15 protein-coding genes, 1 tRNA gene and 5 pseudogenes are annotated in these 22,228 nt (G+C 40.6%); 5 read left to right on the top strand and 16 right to left on the bottom strand.

Annotated elements, in window-relative coordinates:
• The first annotated feature begins 58 nt into the window (after positions 1 to 58).
• Positions 59 to 135, top strand: a tRNA-Pro gene (locus tag JCM19033_RS13575).
• Between the two features lie 168 nt (positions 136 to 303).
• Here JCM19033_RS13575 and JCM19033_RS13570 read toward each other — a convergent pair.
• From JCM19033_RS13570 to lepB, 8 genes and pseudogenes are all read right to left on the bottom strand, one after another.
• Positions 304 to 816: a small multi-drug export protein gene (locus JCM19033_RS13570; protein WP_054636684.1), complete on the bottom strand. Its 513-nt coding sequence runs from the start codon at positions 814 to 816 to the stop codon at positions 304 to 306.
• A 15-nt stretch (positions 817 to 831) separates the two neighbouring features.
• Positions 832 to 1,407: a TetR/AcrR family transcriptional regulator gene (locus tag JCM19033_RS13565; protein WP_157049883.1), complete on the bottom strand. Its 576-nt coding sequence runs from the start codon at positions 1,405 to 1,407 to the stop codon at positions 832 to 834.
• A gap of 279 nt (positions 1,408 to 1,686) precedes the next feature.
• Complete coding sequence (locus JCM19033_RS25935) at positions 1,687 to 2,001, bottom strand: substrate-binding domain-containing protein (protein WP_269758213.1); 315 nt, start codon at positions 1,999 to 2,001, stop codon at positions 1,687 to 1,689.
• 49 nt (positions 2,002 to 2,050) lie between these two features.
• Complete coding sequence (locus JCM19033_RS25930) at positions 2,051 to 2,353, bottom strand: hypothetical protein (protein WP_269758225.1); 303 nt, start codon at positions 2,351 to 2,353, stop codon at positions 2,051 to 2,053.
• Positions 2,354 to 2,483: 130 nt separating this feature from the next.
• Positions 2,484 to 2,702: a LacI family DNA-binding transcriptional regulator gene (locus JCM19033_RS25925; protein WP_269758212.1), complete on the bottom strand. Its 219-nt coding sequence runs from the start codon at positions 2,700 to 2,702 to the stop codon at positions 2,484 to 2,486.
• A gap of 63 nt (positions 2,703 to 2,765) precedes the next feature.
• Complete coding sequence (hisD, locus tag JCM19033_RS13555; protein ID WP_054636682.1) at positions 2,766 to 4,046, bottom strand: histidinol dehydrogenase; 1,281 nt, start codon at positions 4,044 to 4,046, stop codon at positions 2,766 to 2,768.
• A 420-nt stretch (positions 4,047 to 4,466) separates the two neighbouring features.
• A pseudogene (yhbH, locus tag JCM19033_RS13550) lies at positions 4,467 to 5,635 on the bottom strand (sporulation protein YhbH).
• A gap of 363 nt (positions 5,636 to 5,998) precedes the next feature.
• A complete protein-coding gene (gene lepB / locus JCM19033_RS13540; RefSeq protein ID WP_054636680.1) occupies positions 5,999 to 6,550 on the bottom strand; it encodes a signal peptidase I in 552 nt (183 codons plus the stop codon).
• 568 nt (positions 6,551 to 7,118) lie between these two features.
• Between lepB and JCM19033_RS13535 the strand changes: the two genes are divergently transcribed.
• Positions 7,119 to 7,985, top strand: coding sequence for a hypothetical protein (locus JCM19033_RS13535; RefSeq protein ID WP_054636679.1), 867 nt, complete (start codon positions 7,119 to 7,121; stop codon positions 7,983 to 7,985).
• Between the two features lie 60 nt (positions 7,986 to 8,045).
• On the opposite strand, the gene JCM19033_RS13530 is transcribed toward JCM19033_RS13535, so the two are convergent.
• Positions 8,046 to 9,941: a PrkA family serine protein kinase gene (locus JCM19033_RS13530; protein ID WP_054636678.1), complete on the bottom strand. Its 1,896-nt coding sequence runs from the start codon at positions 9,939 to 9,941 to the stop codon at positions 8,046 to 8,048.
• A 359-nt stretch (positions 9,942 to 10,300) separates the two neighbouring features.
• Between JCM19033_RS13530 and JCM19033_RS13525 the strand changes: the two genes are divergently transcribed.
• The 3 genes from JCM19033_RS13525 to JCM19033_RS13515 all read left to right on the top strand — a co-directional run bounded on the left by JCM19033_RS13525 (position 10,301) and on the right by JCM19033_RS13515 (position 14,733).
• A complete protein-coding gene (locus JCM19033_RS13525; RefSeq protein WP_054636677.1) occupies positions 10,301 to 12,163 on the top strand; it encodes a transglycosylase domain-containing protein in 1,863 nt (620 codons plus the stop codon).
• 36 nt (positions 12,164 to 12,199) lie between these two features.
• Positions 12,200 to 13,330: a sugar diacid recognition domain-containing protein gene (locus tag JCM19033_RS13520; protein WP_054636676.1), complete on the top strand. Its 1,131-nt coding sequence runs from the start codon at positions 12,200 to 12,202 to the stop codon at positions 13,328 to 13,330.
• A 263-nt stretch (positions 13,331 to 13,593) separates the two neighbouring features.
• Complete coding sequence (locus JCM19033_RS13515) at positions 13,594 to 14,733, top strand: glycerate kinase (protein WP_054636675.1); 1,140 nt, start codon at positions 13,594 to 13,596, stop codon at positions 14,731 to 14,733.
• Positions 14,734 to 15,034: 301 nt separating this feature from the next.
• Here the strand turns inward: JCM19033_RS13515 and JCM19033_RS13510 are convergent, their stop codons facing one another.
• From JCM19033_RS13510 to JCM19033_RS13475, 7 genes and pseudogenes are all read right to left on the bottom strand, one after another.
• Complete coding sequence (locus JCM19033_RS13510) at positions 15,035 to 15,592, bottom strand: DUF5366 family protein (RefSeq protein ID WP_054636674.1); 558 nt, start codon at positions 15,590 to 15,592, stop codon at positions 15,035 to 15,037.
• A gap of 95 nt (positions 15,593 to 15,687) precedes the next feature.
• Positions 15,688 to 15,993 (bottom strand): antibiotic biosynthesis monooxygenase, encoded by a 306-nt coding sequence (locus JCM19033_RS13505; RefSeq protein ID WP_054636673.1) that lies wholly within the window; start codon positions 15,991 to 15,993, stop codon positions 15,688 to 15,690.
• 298 nt (positions 15,994 to 16,291) lie between these two features.
• Positions 16,292 to 16,764, bottom strand: a pseudogene (gene trmL / locus JCM19033_RS13500) (tRNA (uridine(34)/cytosine(34)/5-carboxymethylaminomethyluridine(34)-2'-O)-methyltransferase TrmL).
• 111 nt (positions 16,765 to 16,875) lie between these two features.
• Positions 16,876 to 17,718 (bottom strand): annotated as a pseudogene (locus JCM19033_RS13490) (amidase domain-containing protein).
• Between the two features lie 116 nt (positions 17,719 to 17,834).
• Positions 17,835 to 19,664 (bottom strand): annotated as a pseudogene (locus JCM19033_RS13485) (ABC transporter ATP-binding protein).
• Positions 19,665 to 19,667: 3 nt separating this feature from the next.
• Positions 19,668 to 21,382, bottom strand: a pseudogene (locus JCM19033_RS13480) (ABC transporter ATP-binding protein).
• A 228-nt stretch (positions 21,383 to 21,610) separates the two neighbouring features.
• Positions 21,611 to 22,171: a methylated-DNA--[protein]-cysteine S-methyltransferase gene (locus JCM19033_RS13475; protein ID WP_054636670.1), complete on the bottom strand. Its 561-nt coding sequence runs from the start codon at positions 22,169 to 22,171 to the stop codon at positions 21,611 to 21,613.
• Positions 22,172 to 22,228: the final 57 nt, after the last annotated feature.

Genomic DNA, 22,228 nt, shown 5'->3' with positions numbered 1-22,228 from the left:
CTTTTTTGGTGGAGGCGTTGTCAATGCTTCGTTTCCATATTACAATATAAATGTAAGGCGGGATGTAGCTCAGCTTGGTAGAGCACAGGCATGGGGTGTCTGGAGTCGCAGGTTCAAATCCTGTCATCCCGACCAGCCACCACTTATTAAACCAAACCAGACTCCTTAATGGGCCATCCACTAAGGAGTCTTTTAATTCTTTTATTTACATAGAAAGATAACTGTCAGAACCTCTACAGGAAGGAAAAATCCGAAGCTGGAAGTCTTCTCGTCTAACTCAGTAAATAAAAAAGTTCGGATGGATTATCCGAACCATGACATCATCCATTCAATTCCATAAAAAGATGCAACGGTCATTCCAGCAGCCCATAATGCCAAACTTGCATTCATCCACAGAGCTATTTTCGTTTTATTTGCTTTGAAAGCCATCGCAAACAAAGTCGCAAGATGGATCCCCGTAATCGCCGGGCCTGTAATGGCGAGCCCAGCCAGCCCATACTTTTCGAATATCCTTTGCATTCTTTCTTTTCTGGCTTGCTTCTTTTGAAGCTTTTCCTCATTTATTTGTTCGTTCTTTCTTTGTTTGTTCAGTTCCCTCTTCTTCTTCCACGCAAGATACCATCGGTTGTTTGTAAGCCAATGAAACTTATACAGAAGAAGAAACACAGGAATGGCATTTCCCAGAAACGCAATAAATCCTACAGCGACAGGGTTCAATCCTGCTCCTATTCCTATAGGGATAACCACAAGCATTTCAAGCCAAGGAGTAGCAGCCATTATGAATATACTAAAGTACCAGCCTATCACTTCTAACATTTATCCCACCTGCTCTCATGCTGTGATTCCTTGCCAAAAAATTTCCCAGGAAGCCTCCACTTTTTCTTTCACTTTGGAAGTCTCATATATAAACATTTCTGTTGCTACACCGTCCACTAAGCAATAGTACGCTTTTAAATACGTATCTACAGGACCTTCTCTTATTTCTTTATTGGAAATACCTTCAATTATCAGGTTATTAAATAAGTCGTCTGTTACTCCCTCACATCTTAAAAAGCGTGTTTTAATTTCGTTCTCCAATTCCTTTGGAGGAAACATTAATACGCGCATATAAAGAACACCTACATCATGACTGCTTAAAAATTGGCATGTGGAATATAACACTTGCTTTAATTTGTCTTCTACGTTGCTTTCCCCAAGAGCGGAGAGAGAGTCATGGACATAGGTAATGTAAGACGTGAAAACATCTTCTACAATTACTAAGAACAATTCTTTTTTGCTTGAAAAGTGATTATACAGGGATGGCTTTTTAATACCGACTTGGTCAGCAATGTCTGCCAAACTTGTTCCATTGTACCCGTGTTCAGCAAACAAGGCCCTTGCAGCCTCTTTAATTTCATCTATTCTCATTGCTTTTCTCTCTCCTTTCCCCTTAATGTCCAGCACGGGAAACTAACGTTCGTTAGTAACGATACCTCATCCTGTTTTTTGAGTCAAGAAAGAGCGTTTGTGCACGGTGAAGGGGGAATACTCTTACAATTGAAAGAGTTCAATTTACTATACAAATTTGTACTCCTCACACTCGTTTTGGTTCTATGTGGACACCTGACATGTTTAACGTTGCCCCTTCTTTTGTTGAACAGCATATTCATTTCAGAAAAAAACAGCATCATAATTGATGCTGCTTTTTCATCCGTTATTTCTGTCTCTTACTGAATTTCTTTCTACAAGGCTTCCTTGCAGTCCTTTCATGATAGGCTGATCACTGCTTTTATTTTCCTCTTCAAGTAACAGCTTGATAGAATGTTCAACCATTTCATCAACTGGCTGAAGCCAAGTTGTTAATTCATAAGAAGCCCATCCGGACGTTTTTACGTTATCAAAACCAATTATGGATATATCCTCTGGGATCCTGTATCCCATTTTTTTAATCGCATCCATAGCTCCAAAAGCTGATACATCATTGGCACAAAAAATTGAATCAACAGCTGGATTGTCTTTCAACAACCTGATTGCTGCGTCAAAACCGCCTTCATAGGAATAATTTCCATCTTCAGAAGGAAAAGTTACAATTCCCCCTCAGTAAGGCTTCCTTAAAACCTTTCTCCCGGTCTATAGTTGTAGAAGTATTCGTAGGGCCTGAAATAAATGCAGGCTTTTGGTGGCCCTTTTCAAGCAAATATGAGCCTATTTTCTTTGCAGCTGAATAGTTATCACAATATACTGCGCTGCAGCCAGAAAAGTAGATATAACGATTAAATAACACAACTGATATCCCGTTTCTTAAAAACCTTTGCACCGCTGAAGAAGCGAGAAGGGCATCAGTAATGATTACCCCTTCGACGCTGTATTCAATAAGCTGGCTGATTTCGTCTTCTTTAATTTCATTGTTCTCTGAGTTAATGAAGAGAAGCTGGTACCTCTCTCCGAAAGCTTATTATAGAACTTTTCAAGTACTTCCGGATAAAAGGGGTTCCCAACATTCCTCATAACAATTCCAATGATTCTTGATTTATTCGTAGTAAGTCCCCTTGCAAAGGCATTAGCTGATACCCAAGTTTCTCCGCAGCTTCTAATATTCGTGCTTTTTTCGTTTTTGATACGCTCGAACTCTTGCTAAAAGCTCTGGAAACACTAGATTGAGAGACGCCTGCAAGACGAGCAACATCTGTAGCAGTTACTTTTTTATTACTTCCATTACTCACTTTTCTCTCCTCCTGACTACCGTCGACAGAGAGAATTATACCAAATTTACTGATCCTTTTTCATTATTGCTTATTTCCATATCTTCTGACACGCAAGGAAGCCTGCTCTTTATGGCCCATAAATCCTTCTAATTCACACAGACGCTCTGCGTATTCGCCGATTTCCACAGTGGCTTCTGGAGTCACACGCTGATACGTGCAGTTTTTAAGGAATTTCCCTACCCATAATCCGCCAGTATATCTGGCAGCCTTTTTGGTTGGAAGTGTATGGTTTGTACCGATTACTTTATCCCCGTAAGCTACATTTGTTTCTGGTCCAAGGAACAGTCCGCCAAAGTTCGTTAAATTTTCCAGGAAGTAATTTGGATCCTCTGTCAGTACCTCTACATGCTCATAGGCAAGTTTATCGGCTTCCACTACAGCCTCTTCAAGACTGTCAACTAGAATGATCGTACCATTATCTCTCCATGCCACTTCTGCCACATCCGCTGTTGGAAGTACTTTTAACTGTCGCTGAATTTCGTCCTCAAGCTCTTCAGCAAGTTTTCTTGACGTAGTGATCAAAGCACTAGGAGATGTCGGACCATGTTCAGCTTGTCCCAGTAAATCTGTTGCTACGATTTCAGCATCAGATGTTTCATCAGCTATTACCAACGTTTCAGTAGGGCCTGCAAATAAATCAATTCCAACACGGCCATAAAGCTGTCGCTTTGCTTCTGCAACAAACGCATTCCCTGGTCCTACAATCATGTCTACAGGGTCGATTGTTTCCGTCCCCACAGACATCGCTGTCATCGCTTGTACGCCGCCCAGAATATAAATTTCATCAGCACCAGCCATGTGCATAGCATACACGGTGGATACTGGAATTTCTCCCTGTGCTGGAGGAGTGCAGGCAATCACTCTTTTCACTCCCGCAACCTTGGCTGTCAAAATACTCATGTGAGAAGAAGCAACCATTGGGTAACGTCCGCCTGGAATATAGCACCCTACGCTGTTAACAGGTATATTTTTATGACCCAAAAATACTCCCGGTCTTGTTTCTACCTCAATATCTTTAATAGAATCCTTCTGGTGTTCTGCAAAATTTTTAATCTGTTCCTGGGCAAATTTAATATCCTCTTTAACTTGTTCAGGGACTGATTCAATTACCTTTTGGATATCTTCCTCTGATAGACGAAAACTCTCTGGAGACCACTTATCAAATTTTTCAGATAGTTCGCGGACAGCAGAGTCACCGTTTTCTTCTATATTTTTAATAATGCCGCTGACTGCTTCCTGGACTTTTGTATCTGCTTCCTGGATTTCTTGTTCGCTTTTTCCCTTTTTAATAAACGTTGCCATGTAAGTGTCACTCCTCAATTTATATAGTTTATTATTACTGCCCGACTTTTTTGCAATTTGAGAGTTGGTCACGTCTCTTTCATGCTACTGCATCCTCAACACTTTTGAATACGCATTCAAAAGTGACAAAAAATGACTCCCTGATTATTCGATTACTTTTCATTTACATTAGTTATAAGTATTAAGCAGTAACATTGCACCTTCAATGTTGTCGATTCTTCAAAAAAGTCAGTTTTTTGAATACGTATGCAATTATATCTCTTTTTTTCTTTCATGTAAACGTTTTACTGACATTTCTTTAAAAAAATTTGTATCATTCTTATTCAACAGACTGTTCATTGAATGAAAAATAAATCAAGAATTTCTCCAGTTTGTTTCCATGAAAAAGAAGGGCTGCTCAAGGTGAACAGCCCCCCTTCTTTAAGCATACAGCTCATTTTCTTCTTTTCTAAAGAACCATTTTAAAGCCTCGAATATATCTCCTTTTTGCTTCAAAATAAAATACCTGAAACGTTCATCTTCAATGTTCTTGTATGAACTCATCAATGTAGAGTGACGGTGGTACTGGTTAACTTCTGCGTATCCTACCATACTCGATAGCTCCATGAGTTCCTGGATGTGATTAAGGCATCGGGCATTGTCGGAGGTTAAGTTGTCTCCATCGGAGAAGTGAAAAGGATAGATATTGTAGCGCTCCGGATTGTATTTCTGGTCGATTACTTCCAAGGCTTTTCTGTAAGCTGAAGAACAAATAGTTCCTCCACTCTCCCCTTTTGAAAAGAAATCATCTTCGGTCACTATTTTTGCTTCTGTATGATGGGCAATAAATTCAATTTCCACAGTTTCATACTTAGTTCGTAAAAACCTTGCCATCCAGAAAAAGAAACTTCGAGCCATAAACTTTTCCCATCTTCCCATCGAACCTGAAGTATCCATCATCGCTATGACCACTGCCTTGGATTCAGGCCGGATTTTCTCATTCCACGTCTTAAAACGAAGATCATCGTTATGGATCGGGTTGATGCCGGGTTTCCCATCCATAGCGTTTCGTTTAATTGCAGATAAAATAGTCCTTCTTTTATCAATATTCCCCATGAGCCCTTGTTTCCTAATATCATTAAATTCAATGTCTTCTATAATGATATTATCCTCTTCTTTTTCTTGAAGGTTCGGTAATTCCATTTCACTGAAAAGCAGGTTTTCCAGTTCCACAATGGAAACCTCTGCTTCATAGTAATCTTCCCCAGCCTGGTCACCGGCCTGTTCTCCCTTGCCGGGAGCTTTCTGGCCGCTTCCTGGTTCACGCGCTACAACATCCCCTACTTCACTATCTCCATCGCCCTGGCCAACATGTTTGTTTTTATCATAGTTATAACGGATCTTGTATTCATCAAGGGAGCGGATCGGTATCCTGACCACTTCCCTCCCATTGGACATAATGATATTTTCTTCACTGACAAGGTCTGGAAGATTTTTCTTAATGGCCTCTTGTACTTTTTCCTGGTGCCGCCTTTGGTCTTGATGGCCTTTGCGATGGAGGACCAATTTTCTTGAGATACAACAAAATTATGCCTTTTTTCTTTTCCCATCTTACGCCCTCCTTACTTTTTCATTTGAACTGGTCACAACAAATGAGTTTGATTCATACACTAAAGCGATTATGTCATTTAAAGGGTTTACTTTATCCTATGCAGAGAGACAAGAGAGTTGCTAAAATTTCAGATAATTTCCTCAAGACAAGCTTCCTTTTTCAATTGGATATGAAGCTTTTATCCTTTAGTCTCGCTGTAAAGAAGACCTGTCCAGAGCATAAGGGTGTTTCTGCCAGATAAGATAAGCTGCATTGGGAACACAGCCCGGTATCAAGGAAAAGCTGAAAAAAATAGTCCCCACCGTTGGTGAGGACCATCCTTTACTGACCTTTTATTTTTTTCCATTTTAAAACTGTTTTTTTATCGTACAAAAGAAAATTCACTTACCGGCCAGTAACGTACATTTGCCTTGCCGACTACATCCTCAAAAGGGATAAATCCTAATTGCCTGCTGTCCAGGCTGTTTCTTCTGTTATCTCCAAGAACAAAGATATGGTTTTCCGGAACCTCTATTTGGCCAGTCAGCTCTTCAAGCGTGAAGTCCGGGGTGTATGTCTCCCCTTCAAACCCGGCACGCCAATCGTCTAAGTATTCTTCATCATAAGCCTCACCATTGATATACAGAATATCATCTTCCACTCTTAGTTCATCTCCTGGAAGACCAATCACTCTTTTAATATAATCGCTATCTTCTGTAGCATGAAAAACCACCAAATCAAAGCGAGTTGGCTCAGAAAATTCGTAACCTATTTTATTTATGATTAACCTCTCTCCACTTTGTATGGTCGGCATCATTGACTCTCCATGGACCATGTAGTTGGCGAAGAAAAAGGTTCTTACAATTAACACGATGAGTATAACAATAGCGAACGTTTTGACCCAGTCTAATACCTCTCTTGCTACACTGCTCATAACGACTCCTCCATTTCTTCCCTTAACTTTACCACTCAATGTTTTGATAAACAATTAAAATTTCACAGGGGTAAACTTATGTATTCTTTACGTAAAACTTATAAGAATGTACCCTTTTTTCTTCAGTAAAAATCTTATTTTGTTTTGAAGGCAGAAAGAGAAAATCATCAGTGTGCTTCTCCTTTAAACCTTTTTATAGATCGGTCAAGAAAAAAGAAGGAAATAAATGGTTTTCGTAGAATGTGGTTTACAAACTATGTAAACGGGTAAATATTAGAGGTTCTACCTTTGACATTTTCACATATTTTGACTAGCATATAATAGTTGATAAGTATTTTTATCCCAAAGCATTATTATCTTTTCTTATTTTACTAGATCCAGAATTCATTTTACAAAGGGATATTAAGCGAGGAGTGAGGAGTATGAAGCACTTATTTATAGTCTTTTTATTTACTCTTTCTGTGTTTCATTTGTGCTCTTCTTCTACTGCAGCCAAAAGTGAGACATCTGCCGACGCAGAACCTGCTTTTGTTCAGTATGAACTTAAGGGAAATAATGTAACTTTAACATGGCAGCCAAAACCAGCCTGGGCTATCAGATTACTATTGAAAATTATGAAATAAATGATGAAACGTTACATTTGTATTATTCTCTTCACTTTGCTGATCCCGCGACGAATCCTTTACAGGTAACTACATATCCTCAGGCAGCGGTGGAGCTGCCAGTAACGGATGAAGAGATTGAAGATGTACAATTATTTGAAGTTATGGATTCCTATGTTTTTAAAGAACACAGACCGCCGGTAGAAATTAAAGAAAACAAAATCTGGAACATTGATTTTAGTTCACCAGTTGTTTCTTCTGCTATTAATAATGAAACTGTTTACATAGTTGACGATGACAATAATCCAGTAGATACAGTTATTCTTTTAGCAAACAACAGAGAGGTGAAAATTCTTCCCCCTGAAGGAGGCTATGCACCAAATAAGCTCTACAACTTATACGTTGCCCCTTCTATCACAAATCAAAATGGGGTTGAAATGGAGCATGGTTTTAAGCAGACATTTTATGCGGGCCTTCTGAAAAGTGACATAGACTTGAATTTTCAAGATGGAACGATCCTTGGACCACAGACCTCACAAGGACAGCAGGAAGAAGCATCCAATGAGGACAGTGACACCGACCTCCTTATCTCCTTTGCTAATGACGGGGAAGAAGAAGAAGTTACAAAGCCGATATTTGAGGAAGAATTTGAAATTATCCCCCTTACTGTAGGGGAAGAGGGAAGAGAATTTATTATACACAAAACCTTTCCCTCCAGTACAGAAACCATAAACGAAGACCACTACTTTTTTCCATTGCAGTATAACAACCCTTTTGCAGACTCCATGCGCCGTTTTTTCCTGGTTCCCTATCTCCAGTATTTAGAAAGGTAAAAAACAGGAATACCTAAAAGCTCTTGTACCTTCACAGGGTACAAGAGGCTTTGTTAACATTTAACGATTCAATAAACTACCCACATATCTAAGCAGTTCGTTTGCAGAGACAGAATTATATCCATGCTCATCAATTAACCGTTCTATGACACTATTAATCTTTTTCAACTGTGACTCATCCGGCGTTTTTGTGGAGGTAGTAATTTTCACAACGTCTTTTAAGTCAGCAAATAGTTTCTTTTGAATAGCTTCGCGCAAACGTTCGTGAGAATTATAGTCAAATTTCTTTCCTTTGCGGGCATAGGCTGATATCCGAATAAGGATTTCTTCCCTGAACGCTCTTTTCGCATTTTCTGAAATCCCAATCTGCTCTTCAATGGAACGCATCAGCTTCTCATCTGGATTCATTTCTTCACCGGTAAGTGGATCCCGAAGTTTATTCTTATTGCAGTAGGCTTCTACGTTATCAAGGTAGTTATCCATAAGCGTCTTCGCTGACTCTTCATAGGAATAGACAAATGCTTTCTGAACTTCTTTTTTCGCAATTTCGTCGTATTGCTTTCTTGCAATAGATATGAAGTCCATATATCTTTCTTTATCTTCCTGAGATATAGAAGCATGCTGGCTTAACCCATCCTTTAAGGAACGAAGAACATCCAGGGCATTGATCGATGAGATCTCCTTTCTGATCAACGCAGAAGAAATCCGGTTAATCACATAACGTGGGTCGATTCCATTCATTCCTTCGTCTTGATGCTCTTTTCTTAACTCCTCGATATCCTGTTCGTTAAAGCCTTCAACATCCTCTCCATCGTATAAACGCATTTTCTTAACTAAGTCCACACCTTGCTTTTTCGGATCTTTCAGCCTTGTCAGGATAGTAAATATGGCTGCAGTCCGCAAAGCATGAGGAGCAATATGAACGTGAGACAAGTCGCTTTCTTCAATCATTTTCTTATAAATTCTCTCTTCTTCAGTCACCTTTAAGTTATAAGGAATATTCATTACAATAATACGGGAGTGAAGTGCTTCATTCTTTTTATTGGCTATAAAGGACTTATACTCTGCTTCGTTCGTATGGGCAACAATCAGCTCATCTGCGCTTATTAACGCAAATCTTCCCGCCTTGAAATTCCCTTCCTGCGTTAAAGAAAGCAAATGCCACAAAAATTTCTCATCACACTTCAGCATTTCCTGAAACTCCATCATACCTCTGTTTGCTTTATTAAGTTCTCCGTCAAATCGGTAGGCACGGGGATCGGATTCTGAACCATATTCTGCGATCGTGGAAAAGTCTATGCTTCCAGTTAAATCTGCAATATCCTGAGACTTGGGATCAGACGGACTGAACGTTCCTATTCCCACCCTTTTATCTTCTGATAAAAAGATTCTTTCGACTATTACATCTTCAATATGGCCCCCGTATTCTTTCTCAAGCCTCATTAAATTGAGAGGGGACAAATTGCCTTCTATTCTGATTCCATACTCTTTAAAAAAATCTTCACGTAAATGGTGAGGAATCAAATGAAGGGGATCCTCGTGCATCGGACACCCGGAAATTGCATAGACGGCTCCTGGATCCGTATGAGAATACTTTTCCAATCCTCTTTTCAGCATTGTTACCAGCGTGGATTTCCCCCCGCTGACCGGCCCCATAAGAAGAAGTATTCTCTTTCTTACGTCAAGCCTTCTAGCAGCTGAATGAAAATATTCTTCTACCAGTTTCTCAAGGGAATCTTCAACCCCGAAGATTTCTCCTTTAAAAAAGTTATAATGTTTTTTGCCATCTATTTCCTCAATCCCAGCGTCTTTTATCATATTATACACCCGTGAATGAGCAGTTTGGGCAACGTGAGGGTTCTCTTTTAAAATATCTAAATACTCCGCAAATGTACCTCTCCACTTAAGCTTCTCTTCTTCTTCCCTGGAGTTACGAATTTTATTTAAAATGTCCACCTGATAAAAGCCTCCCTTTCTTAAACTTCTAAAATTTTGCTGGCTGCAAAGGGGGGCGCAGGCCGGAACGTTTGACCTCCGCCTATGTTGTTCTGTTACTCATTTTTATGCGGTCTTATGAAAAAGATAACCTGTCTCTGTTTATTCCTTTAATAAATTTAGGGTCCGACTCCTGATATTCAATGGTTTCCAGCACTACTGGCAATATCGTTGCCGTATTTCTTTACCAGCTTGGACCTCCTGAGCAGCCAGCCACACTGGATAAAGAAAATAGAATCCAGTCTGGTGATTCATGGTAAAATAAAGGTTCATTAACCAGTTTCTGCATTCAGACACAGGTAGAAAGAAGGAACGCGAGCATGAGAGTTGCAACCGGCTATACAGTCATTTTTCTTTTTGTTGCAATATTTATTGTTGTATTTTTGCACGTGATTGATGAAGCAAAAAGTATTCGTCCATTTCCAGCAGTTTTAGCAGAGGAAATTGATGTCACTGATGTGGAGTTAATGAATATTAGCTATATGTATGATACAAATGGCGATCTTATTTCAGAGATTGCCGGGGAAGAGAAAAGAAAATATCTTCCTCATGGTGAGATACCGATTATGTTTAAACACGCTTTTCTGGCAACAGAAGACCGACACTTCTATGAACACCAAGGCCTCGATATGTCCTCTGTGGTCAGAGCTTTTGTAACTAACGTTCAATCTCAATCCATTGAACAAGGGGCCAGCACAATCACACAGCAGCTCGCCCGAAATTTATTCTTGGATCACTCACAATCCTATAATAGAAAGCTCAAAGAAGTGTTATACGCTTATCAAATGGAACAGGAATACAGCAAGGAAGACATACTGGAACTCTACTTAAATACAATTTATTTTGGCAATGGAGTGTACGGCATTGAAACTGCCAGTGAATTTTACTTTGATAAACCGAGCCAGGAGCTTGCTGTAAACGAGATAGCTTTTCTCACCGGTATTCCGGCCAATCCTACATTCTATAATCCTTTAACTAACTTTGAAAATACGAAACAGCGCCAGGAATGGGTCCTTGAAAAAATGACAGAATACGAAAGTATCAGTGAAGAAAAGAAAGACAGCGCAATAGCAGCTGAGGTTGTTCTTCAGGTGAAGGACCGAGTGGATCAATACCCTTCATACGTCACCTACATAGAATATGAGCTTAAAGAGCTGATTGCAGAAACCGAAGGATTTACCAAAAGACTTACCAATGCAGAAGGAGAAGAAAGAATTGAAATAGAAAGAGAACTTCAAGGACGTACAATGGAGTGGCTGCGTTCAGGACTGAAAATTGAAACCAATCTTCAACCCTCTATACAAGATCAGGTTAACCACGCCTTATCAAGTCATTTGGGTGCACGTGAAGCCGAAGGAACGGCTGTGGTGGTTGATCATCAAAATCACAACATTGTAGCAGTTTCCGGTGGAAAGAACTATAAGAAATATGATTTCCACAGAGGCTTCCAGGCATACCGCCAGCCAGGCTCAGCAATCAAGCCTCTTCTCTCTTTTGCTCCTTATATCGAAGAGCACGGGGCATCCATTAATAGTTTAGTCAACGGCGGCCGGTTTTGTGCCCAGGGATACTGTCCCCGCAACTTTGGCGGAGCGTCATATGGACATGTCTCTTTGAACCATGCGTTTACCCACTCCATTAATACAGCAGCTTTAAGATTGGCAGAAAGAACTGGCCTTGAAACTGCCTTTTCCTACCTAGAACCTTTTTCTTTCTCTAAAGTCACAGAGGATGATTATTCCTATCCCTCTGTGTTAGGAGGTTTAAATCAAGGTGTTACCCCTTTAGAGCTGACTAGAGCGTATACTACTTTTTCTAATAATGGCATATACACTCCCCCGCGAGGAATTCACAAAGTCACTGATTATGACGGGAATATACTCCTTGAGTGGCCTCACAAAGAAACGAAAATGTGGAGCACAGAGACAAATGAAAAGATGAGAGTCCTTCTCCAAAACGTGATAAAAGAAGGAACAGGAAGAAACGCATCCTATGGGTCTCATTTGGCTGGCGGAAAAACAGGGACCACCAATAGTTACCATGACCTTTGGTTCGTTGGTTATAATGAAGCCTATACAACTGGTGTGTGGATAGGCAAAGATCAACCTGGTTCTATCCAGCCCTTAAGCTCGGAAGGAACTCACCTGGCTGTCTGGCGCAGTATTATGAGTCAGATCCAATAAAGCCGCTACGGCTTTTATAAACGGAAGGTGGATAATATGTTAAATAAAGAGCTTGCCTCTGAGATTGTCCAAAGGACAATGGGTATTATTGATTGTAATGTGAACATCATGGATAGAGAAGGAAGGATCATTGGCTCAGGTGAACCAAAACGCCTGAACCAGGTTCATGAAGGAGCACAAAAGGTCATCCGAAAACAAACTGCTATTGAATTTTCCAGAAAAGAAATTGATGAATTAGATGGTACTCTCCCGGGTATAAATCTTCCAATCAGATTTCAGGGGACCATCGTCGGTGTCATCGGTTTAACGGGTGAACCCGAAGAAATAAGAGGGTTTGCCCAGCTGGTACAGATGGGTGCCGAGTTAACATTAGAACACGCTGCTTTAGCGCAAGAGATTCAAAGTGATAAAAGTGTCAAAGAAAGTACTCTTTCCCATTTATTGCTGGGTACTGAGACAGATGACACCTTTGTAGAAGAGAGAGCGCGGTCTTTAGGAATTAATATACATGCTTATGGAACTGTGTTTTTATTTTCATTACCCTCTCGTCAGTCTAGAACCTTCAAAAACTGGCTCGAGCAACGTATTGCAGAAGAAGGAGACGAATTCATTCCCTTATATACATCAGAGTTAATTTTTTTAAGAAAAGGAAGCACAAAAGCAGCTGATTCAGCGAGAAAGGAAATAAATCACTGGCTGTCTTCCTCATCCTTTCAGGGAGTAACAGCTTCATGCGGGCCTGCTGAGTACGGTTATAAAGGATGGCGCCACTCCTTTGAGGTTGCTCGTTTGCTCAATAACACAGCTGCCGCCTTAAAGAAATGGAGCACGGTATGGACAATGGAATCCTTACATACAGAGGCCATGTGCTATGGATTTTATCAAAATTTCCCTAAAGAATCTTTCCCCTTGATACAAAATTATCAAAAGGTTTTATTAAATGAAAACGGTGATGAGTTGCATAAAACTTTATTCGCCTTTATTGAGGAAAACGGTGAGATGATGAAAACGGCAGAACGACTTTATATACATAGGAACACCCTTGCCTATCGTCTTGAAAAAATACAAAACATAACTGGAAAAAACCCTAAATTAATCAATGACCTGTTTGAACTTAAAGTGAGCCTGCTATTCGCATTAATCGATGAGAACAGTGTCTCGCAGTAGGTAAATTTCTTTTCTAAAAAAAGGCCCGCTTTTGTGCGGCTGCACGATAAAATCCTTTATTTTTCACTTTTCTCTATTCAGTTGCCTAATGAAAGTTACTTTGTAAACGGTTACCCTAGAGATAGAGAAACCCCTCATAAACGGGGATGTCAGCAGGGAAATTCCAATCGTACTTAAAGTGATGGCCTAGGAAAGCCTTGTTGATTCGACCTCCCCATCAATATCTGGAGTATTTCGCTTATTTTAGAAAAGGAGTGATCCACATGGTAAAAGTAGTCATTGCACCGGATTCGTTCAAAGAATGCATGACAGCACAAGAGGCCGCTACTGCCATTGAAAAAGGGTTTCAGCAAGTCTTTGAAAAGGACATTGTCATTGATAAAATCCCTATGGCTGATGGCGGTGAAGGGACAACGCAATCACTTGCCGACGCTCTGAACGGAAAGATTTACACTACTGAGGTTACTGGCCCTATGGGACAAAAAGTGATGGCCTCCTATGCTGTGTCAGGCGACAAGGAAACTGCAATTATGGAAATGGCTGAAGCATCAGGTCTTTCACTTGTTCCGGCTGAGGAAAGAAACCCTCTTACTACTTCTACATACGGAACTGGAGAATTAATTAAAGCTGCGTTAGACCATAATGTTTCTAAAATTATTATTGGAATTGGAGGCAGTGCTACAAATGATGGCGGAGCCGGGATGATCAAGGCCCTGGGCGGAAAGCTGCTGGATTATAAAGACAATGAGATCGAAGAAGGAGGAGCTGCTTTAAAGAAGCTTACCCGCCTTGATTTGGAAGGTCTGGATCCAAGATTAAAACATGTTAACATTACTGTGGCTTGTGATGTAACCAACCCTTTGACTGGTCCAAAAGGAGCTAGTGCTGTCTACGGCCCTCAAAAGGGAGCCACAGGAGAAATGGTAGAAGAACTGGATGAAGCTTTAAAGAATTTTGGAATGATACTGGAAACCAGCACTGGTAAGCCTGTTTCAGACATTCCAGGTGCCGGGGCTGCAGGGGGCTTAGGAGCTGGTCTGCTTGCATGTCTTCAGGCAGAGTTAGAGTCTGGTGTGACCATTGCTCTCCAAGAAACCTCCTTTCATGATAGAGTGAAAGACGCCGATTTAGTGATCACAGGAGAAGGGAAAATTGACAGCCAGACCATATACGGAAAAACTCCAATAGGAGTAGCACAAGCCGCAAAGAAACATGGTTGTTATGTTGTAGCTTTGTGCGGCAAGCTTGAGCACGGATATGAACCAGTGTTAGACCGTGGAATTGATGCTGCATTCAGCCTCGTGCCTGGCCCTATTTCACTGGACGATGCGATGAAGCACGGAGAACACTACTTAGAAGACCTCTCGCGAAATATTGCTGCCATCATTAAGCTACAAATGTAATAATTACATGAGGCTAGGACAAAGCTGTTTCATTTAAGTAAATTAGGCACCAATTATCTTCTCTTGATAATTGGTGCCTTATATTTGGATTCAAGCCTTTCTGGTTATGCGTCCAGGCGATATACTTTCTTAAGTCACCGCCGGGAGTGCTTTCGGAAACAGAAACAAACGAGATCTACGGCGAGCGTTTTGTTGAGGTGATGTAACTTTATCGGAAGGTACCCATTTTGCATACACAATGTGAGAACCTGTTCAAAATTACGAGACGCCTGCGGGAAAATTGGTCCCGGCCTCTTAGACGTCATATCGGCAGGCTTGCGATAAAACTATTATATAAAACAGTGCAGGTATAGATAACAACCAAGCTGAATGAGGACCAGAACATAAGATGGAAGAAGATGACCCCTGTCATTCGACTAAAAGAAAGGGAACCGCTGATTTTATACACAAAAAAAGTAAAGTAAATAACTGAAGCTGAAATAAATAACATGATAATGACTTCCGGCATAGCTATGAAAAACAGTGATAGGCCACTTGCAATGAGAAAAATCCAGGAACCCTTTCTAATTTTGTAAAGGTCCTCCCCTTCCTGATCGTTTGAAAAAAATAATAGAGACAGCTGAATAAGTGTATCGGAGATTAATTTCAACGCTGAAAAGACCATAAAATAAAACAAAAGAAATAAAAAGAGAAGTGTGCCTTTGATTCCTGCTTCAGAGAAGAATTCCATCATTCCTCTGTACAGCCCGATCTCATTTAACCACCCTGTGATGAGGCCTTCCGTATATATAGCAAGTGAGCAGCTGAACAACAGGATTGAAAACAAAGGAAAGTGGCTTGTGATATATGTATTTTTCATTGATGACTCCTAAAGAATTCTATATTAGTATACTCTTTCTAATCATAGCAAGCATAAAAAAAGATCAACAGATTTTTCTGTTGATCTTCCTATTCTCACGTCTGGTAAACAACCTCATAAGCATTCAGTTCACTGCCTGAAGCCGGGCTTTTTTCTTTAGACTCTCTTTTTTCTTTGTGGGCATTCTTAAAGGCATCGCTGTTTTTCCAATCCTCGAAATGCTCTTTTGTCTCCCATTTCGTAAACACAACCAGCTTCCCATCCGGGTTTTCATTATCGAGGAATAAATATTCAAGACATCCAGGAACCTTCTTCATGTTTTCAGCACTTTGGGCAAAACGCCCCTTCATTGCATCCTTTGCTTCTTTAGGCACGTGAAGCTCATTCATAACTACGTACATTTGCTATCCCTCCTAAATATGTATCATACCTTTATTATACATGGGATTTGAATTGCCACAAAATCGAAAGCATTGAACATTCACATTGATTGTATTTTCGTCTATAATATAGGTTAGACTATCCATCCACCAACAAAGGAGGCTTTCACAATGGGACTAGTCTTAATTCTTGGTGTTTGTGTAGCGTTCCTCGTTTCCATCCTGACAGCAGGTGTAGAAGAGAAGCCACACAGCCAGTGAGTATGAATAAGAATTAAGAAAAAGGAGCTTTTTTCCTCAAAAAAGCTCCTTTTTTATTTTAAGACAACCCTTTAAACCCTTGCTGGCGCATTGCCTCATACACTAAAATAGCAGCCGTATTTGAAAGGTTTAATGACCTTACTTTATCTGTCTGGGGAATACGAAGACATTGTTCTTTATACTTATCTGTGATTTCACCAGGAAGTCCTGTCGTTTCCTTTCCAAAGACAAAAAAATAATCCTCTGCTGGATCAGTATAGTCAAAGTCACTGTATGTTTTTGTCCCAATAGTTTCCACAAAGAAAAAATTTCCTTCTGGATAGCTTTCAAGCAATTCTTCAATAGCATCATAATAATTAATCTTAACATTCGGCCAATAATCACAACCTGCTCTTTTTAACATTTTATCATCGGTAGAGAACCTAATGGCCTGATTAAATGAAGAGACGTATTAGTCCCCGCGCAGGTTCTTGCAATATTGCCGGTGTTAGCAGGAATTTCTGGCTGATATAAAACGACATGGATTGCCATGGCTATTTGCACCTCGTTTCTTCAATAACATGGGATATTATATCATATTACTCCCGCCCTTCCTATTCCCCGCTCAGTACTTAAAAAAGACACAAGAAAAGGCTGACAGTGTCACACCCCGATGCGGAAAAACTTATATTTTACGTTAGGCGTCCAGGCTGTTGAATCCTCATATGCCAGTATCTCATTCTGCTATTTGTTGTCTGGGCATTTACCAGCGGTTCATTATTTGCATCTTTAGCCGTAACAATGGTTGTATGCTGCCAGCGCCCATCCCCGTTAAAATCATAACAAATCACATCGCCAGCCTCGAGATCTTCTGCCTCTCTGCCTCGGAAGCTGACAAACCCTGGGTTGACCCGCTTAAGTACCACCTCATTGAGTGAGCCACAGACCAGCTGTAACTCCAGTTGTTATTTTGATACCACCAGCTTGTGACCGGTTAGGGTACCCTCTCATAGGAGCATTCCCAGCTCGTAAACATTGGGAAATAAAATTTGTACAATTATCTGTGAATTTTTCATATTGAGGATTGTAATCATTCCACCATCGTTCAGCATAGCGAATTGCTTCTCTTCGATCATATTGAAAGGAGCGTCTCTCTTGTGAAAAAAAACGGGAAGGAGAATCATTATTTTCAAACAAATACGGTACACTAATAATTTTATCTTCCAGCAGTTTCTTCCCATCAAAAGTGGCTCTTCTCTTTTGCATGATTTCTTCCATGTAAAAATCTTTCTTTAAACGAATGAGAAATGAAGTCACAAACAAGTAATCTACAGCCTTCTCCCCGCTCTTTGAAAATACCCTGTAAGGCAGAATCTCACCGCTGCCTTTTACTCGTTCAGCCTTTCTCTTGCTGTTGCGCTCCTCTCCCCTTCTCAAAGCTGCAAGTTCTTGATTTTCTAATTTACTTATCAATGTTTTTTGTCTTTTCGTGTCCCCAGCTACCATGTAAGCTAACAGTTGATCACTATGTTCAGTTAATGTGGACTCCCATTCTCTCACACTATCATCCTCCTCCTTTAAAGATATGAAGGAGGGTGATCGGATACGAATAAGAAATCATACTAGACTGCTTGTTCCTTTGTCTGCCCTGCCTGCAGCTCAGCATAAAAACCTTTATTATTCATTAATTCTTCGTGTGAACCTTTTTCTGTTATTTTTCCATGTTGAAGCACAATAATCTGGTCTGCCTGCCTGATTGTATTTAAGCGGTGGGCGATAACAAAGCTGGTTCGTCCCTTCATCAGCCTTTGCAGTGCTTCTTGTATTTTGATTTCAGTGACAGTATCTATGCTGCTCGTCGCTTCATCCAAAATTAAAATGGCTGGGTCTGCCAAAATCGCCCTGGCAATAGAGAGTAACTGTTTCTGCCCCTGACTGATGCCCTGACCGTTTTGTTTTAAGGTTGTCTCATATTTCTCAGGAACTTCTGTATGAATCCATCAGCGTTAGCAAGTCTGGCGGCTCGTTCAACCTCTTCATCTGAAGCAGAAAGGTTTCCATACCGTATATTTTCCCTGATGGTCCCTTGAAACAAAAAAGAATCCTGTAATACAAACGCCATATGGCTTCTCACGCTTTCTCTTTTTATGTGAGCCATATTCCGGCCATCCAACTGAATTTCCCCTTTGTCTGGATCATAAAAGCGAGATAACAGATTTATTATTGTTGTCTTTCCGGCTCCTGTCGGCCCGACAAATGCTATAGTCTCACCTGCATGAGCGGTAAAGGTAACCTCAGTCAGCGTCTGTTCATCCCTTTCATAAGCAAAGGATACGTTTGAAAAGGTAATCTCCCTTTCACTTCTGACAATACTGCCGCCCCTTTTTCATCACTTCTTTCATCTTTTTCATCCATCACTTCAAAAACACGCTCCGCCCCTGCAATTGCAGATAAAAGGGTGTTTACTTGGTTTGCAAGGTCATTTAGTGGCCGGGTAAACTGTCTTGCATATTCTGCAAAAATTACGATTACCCCGATGGTTATCACACCCTGCAAAGCAAGAATACCTCCCACCCCTGCAATGACGGCAAAGCTGAGATTATTCAGCATATTCATCAGCTTTGGAATAAAGCCGGAAATCGTTTGAGCCCAGAAACCAGACTGGCGTAAACGCCCGTTTTTCTCCATAAATGAGTCAATCACTCGTTTTTCAAGAGAAAAAGTCTTTACGATGCTATGCCCGGACATGGTTTCTTCAATATACCCATTCACATCCCCAAGATCACGTTGCTGCTCTTTAAATAACCTTCCTGTCCGTTTTGTGATCCATTTCATCCCGTATACCATTGCCGGTACAATGAGCAGGTAATCAAAGTCAGAAGGGGACTAAGCCATAGCATGACACTAATTGTGCCAATAAGTGTTAGCAGGCTTGAAAAAATTTGAATGACTGAGCTATTAAGAGTGTTACTTACATTTTCCATATCATTGGTAACCCTGCTCATCAACTCACCGTGCTGTTTTTTGTCAAAGAAAGGGATAGGGAGGCTGTGAAGATGAGTGAACAAGTCGGTTCTCATTGTATATACTGTCTGCTGGGCAATCCCTGCCATTAAAAAGTTTTGAAGAAGGAGTGAGCCCGAATGGATGAGGTAGACAAAAACAAGGCCAATAAGGAAAGAACGTAAAGCCCCCAGGTCACCTGTAACCACATAATTGTCAATAGCCATTCCAATCATAAATGGCCCCAGAAGTGCAAAAGCAGAACTTAGCAATACAAGAAATAATACGAAAAAAAGCTTCCCTTTCCGGTAAGAGAGATATAACCAGATTCTTTTTAACGTATCTTTCCAATTATCAGCTTGAGGACGCTTCTTTACTAAAGCATTTTTATTACCATGGCTAAGTGCTCGTTTTTCGTATGAAAAAGGCTCCTTAAGTTTAGAAAACATGTGCTAAGCCTCCTTTCCCGCCTGGGACTTGTTTATACGATAATATAAAGAAGACATGCTCATTAATTCTTCATGCGTTCCTTTGGCAGTCAGCTGTCCTTCATCAAGAAGTAAAATCGTGTCAGCTCCATGGTAGTGCTTATTTTCTGAGTGATCATTAACACTGTACATGATAAGTCATCCAGCTCCTGCAACAGCTTCATCTCCGTTTTCACATCCAAGGCACTCGTACTATCATCGAGCAACAGAATTCTAGGCTTTCTAATAAGAGCTCTTGCTATGGAAAGGCGCTGCTTTTGGCCGCCTGATAAATTAACACCCTTTTGACCTAAGATGGTGTCGTATTGATGTGGCAGGGATAATATCGTTTCATGTATTTGAGCTTTCCTTGCCGCTTCCTTAATTTCTTCCAAAGAAGCATTTTCTTTGCCCCATGCAATATTTTCTTTAATCGTCCCGGTAAAAAGGAGGGCCTCCTGAGGAACATACCCTATGTTATTCCTTAAAAGGGACGAATCCATTTGCCTTATGTCTTTTCCATCTATAAGTACAGAGCCTTGTTCTGGTTCATATAACCTGGGAATCAACTGGAACAAGGAGGTTTTCCCTGAACCTGTGGCTCCTAAAATGGCAGCCTTTTCCCCTCCTTTGATCACAAAGGAAAGGTTCTCCAACACGGAATCCCTGCTTTCAGGATAACGAAAGGAAACTTGTTGAAACTCTATTTCTCCACGGCCGATTTCCGTAGGCTCGTCCTTACCGGTTTCTACCTCATTTTTTTCAGATTCCAATACTTCCGCAACTCGGCTTGCTGATGCCCGGGCTCGTGAAAACATCATAATAATCATCGTAAAAATAGAAAGGGCTCCTGTCATTCTAGCCGCGTAATTAACAATGGCAACAACCTCCCCTACCGTAGCCCCTCCTGCATTCACCTCAATTGTTCCATACCATAGGACAAACAAGACACTGCCATTGATAAGCAGAAGAATGACGGGCATGGCGATTTCTGTCAGGCGAAGGGCTTTAATTACCTTCGCCCGAAGTTCGTCACTGGCGTGTATAAATCGATTAATCTCATGTGTTCTCCGTAAAAACGCTTTAATGACCCTGATCCCCGCTAAACTTTCATACATTACATTGTTGACTTTATCCAATCGTTCCTGGACTATTTTAAATAGTGACCCCGCTTTTTTCATGACTCCTATTAAAAATATAAGAAGTATAGGAACAGTAATTGCAAAGATTATCCCTAATTGAGCATTTACAATAAAAATCATAGTTATGCTTCCGAGTACTAACAAAGGAGCTCGCAGCATGATTCGAAGACACATAAATATTACATTTTGCAATTGAGTAATATCGTTGGTCATTCTTGTCACCAGGGAAGAGGTTGGAAAAAGGCTAAACGTAGAAAATGAAAAGGATTGGACTTTTGTATATATGGCTTTACGAATGTCATGTCCAGTACTCTGGCTGACATGAGCGGCGTAAAAGGAGTTGATAATACCTGCAGTAAAAGCAACTAGAGAAAGGCCCACCATGACCCCTCCCCATTGAAGAACAACAGAAAGATCCCCTTCCATAATGCCATCATCAATAATTCGTGAAATTAAAAAAGGCTGTACCAATTCAACCCCAAGTTCTATAAGCATTAACAGCAAAGCAACAAAAGCTGCCAGCCGGTATGGCTTCATAAATGAAAAAACCTTTCTCATCGAAGTTCCCACCTTCAACAAAAGACAAAGTACATGGTTCATTTATCGAAATACTTTATATCACTTTATCACACTTGTTAACCTCTCATAGATAAAAATGCACCCTCTTTGAAGACAGGAAGACAAAAAAAGAGACTGTCTCAAAAGCAAAGCTTTTGCGCACAGCCACTTCTTTTTTAGGTCTAAGCATTTAGTCAGTCGTAGTGCTGTCCTCTTATTCTTACAGGTTTAAGAGGAAACTTTCTGCAAGGCTCCTTCCAACACTAATAACTGCTCTTTTTTGCGAAGGCCTCCTCCGTAACCAACCATCGCCCCGTTGCTTCCTACTACGCGATGACATGGCAGGATAATAGGGAGTGGGTTTTGGTTGTTTGCTGCCCCTATCGCTCTGACGGCTTTCGGGGCTCCTATTTCCAAAGCTACTTGTTTATAAGATTTTGTTTGGCCGTATGGAATAGCATTCAACGCTTCCCACACAAGCCTTTGAAATTTAGTTCCATAGAGATCTATCTCAACATCAAATGTATTTCTTTCACCTGAAAAATATTCTTCCAGCTGGGTAACAACCGTCTGAAGAGCTTCATTGTTTTGTTGAAGCAGGTCGACTTTTAAATTCTTTTTCTTCAACCATGTTTTAACCAAGGGGAGAGAGTGTTCGGCAGACCCATATTGGAGCATGCAAACCCCCTGATTGGTACCTACAAGCGTTATTGGACCTATGAAACTGTCCATCTCTGAATAGAAGACTGATCGCTTCTCAGACACAGATACCACATCCTTCCATGCCATTCTTGTCCTTAATACTACATAATTATTATGGAACTTTCCAAAGCTATTTTATGCTAT

It is taken from the genome of Thalassobacillus sp. C254 (genome assembly GCF_001310615.1).
This window is presented reverse-complemented; position numbering and strand designations above follow the sequence as displayed.

What these genes read in the sequence shown, in the direction of transcription:
- JCM19033_RS13570 (WP_054636684.1), bottom strand. Translation starts at nt 816, where the DNA reads ATGTTAGAAGTGATAGGCTGGTACTTTAGTATATTCATAATGGCTGCT.
- JCM19033_RS13475 (WP_054636670.1), bottom strand. Translation starts at nt 22,171, where the DNA reads ATGGCATGGAAGGATGTGGTATCTGTGTCTGAGAAGCGATCAGTCTTC.
- JCM19033_RS13505 (WP_054636673.1), bottom strand. Translation starts at nt 15,993, where the DNA reads ATGTACGTAGTTATGAATGAGCTTCACGTGCCTAAAGAAGCAAAGGAT.
- lepB (WP_054636680.1), bottom strand. Translation starts at nt 6,550, where the DNA reads ATGAGCAGTGTAGCAAGAGAGGTATTAGACTGGGTCAAAACGTTCGCT.
- JCM19033_RS13520 (WP_054636676.1), top strand. Translation starts at nt 12,200, where the DNA reads ATGTTAAATAAAGAGCTTGCCTCTGAGATTGTCCAAAGGACAATGGGT.
- JCM19033_RS13510 (WP_054636674.1), bottom strand. Translation starts at nt 15,592, where the DNA reads ATGAAAAATACATATATCACAAGCCACTTTCCTTTGTTTTCAATCCTG.
- JCM19033_RS13525 (WP_054636677.1), top strand. Translation starts at nt 10,301, where the DNA reads ATGAGAGTTGCAACCGGCTATACAGTCATTTTTCTTTTTGTTGCAATA.
- JCM19033_RS13565 (WP_157049883.1), bottom strand. Translation starts at nt 1,407, where the DNA reads ATGAGAATAGATGAAATTAAAGAGGCTGCAAGGGCCTTGTTTGCTGAA.
- hisD (WP_054636682.1), bottom strand. Translation starts at nt 4,046, where the DNA reads ATGGCAACGTTTATTAAAAAGGGAAAAAGCGAACAAGAAATCCAGGAA.
- JCM19033_RS13535 (WP_054636679.1), top strand. Translation starts at nt 7,119, where the DNA reads ATGGCAGCCAAAACCAGCCTGGGCTATCAGATTACTATTGAAAATTAT.
- JCM19033_RS13515 (WP_054636675.1), top strand. Translation starts at nt 13,594, where the DNA reads ATGGTAAAAGTAGTCATTGCACCGGATTCGTTCAAAGAATGCATGACA.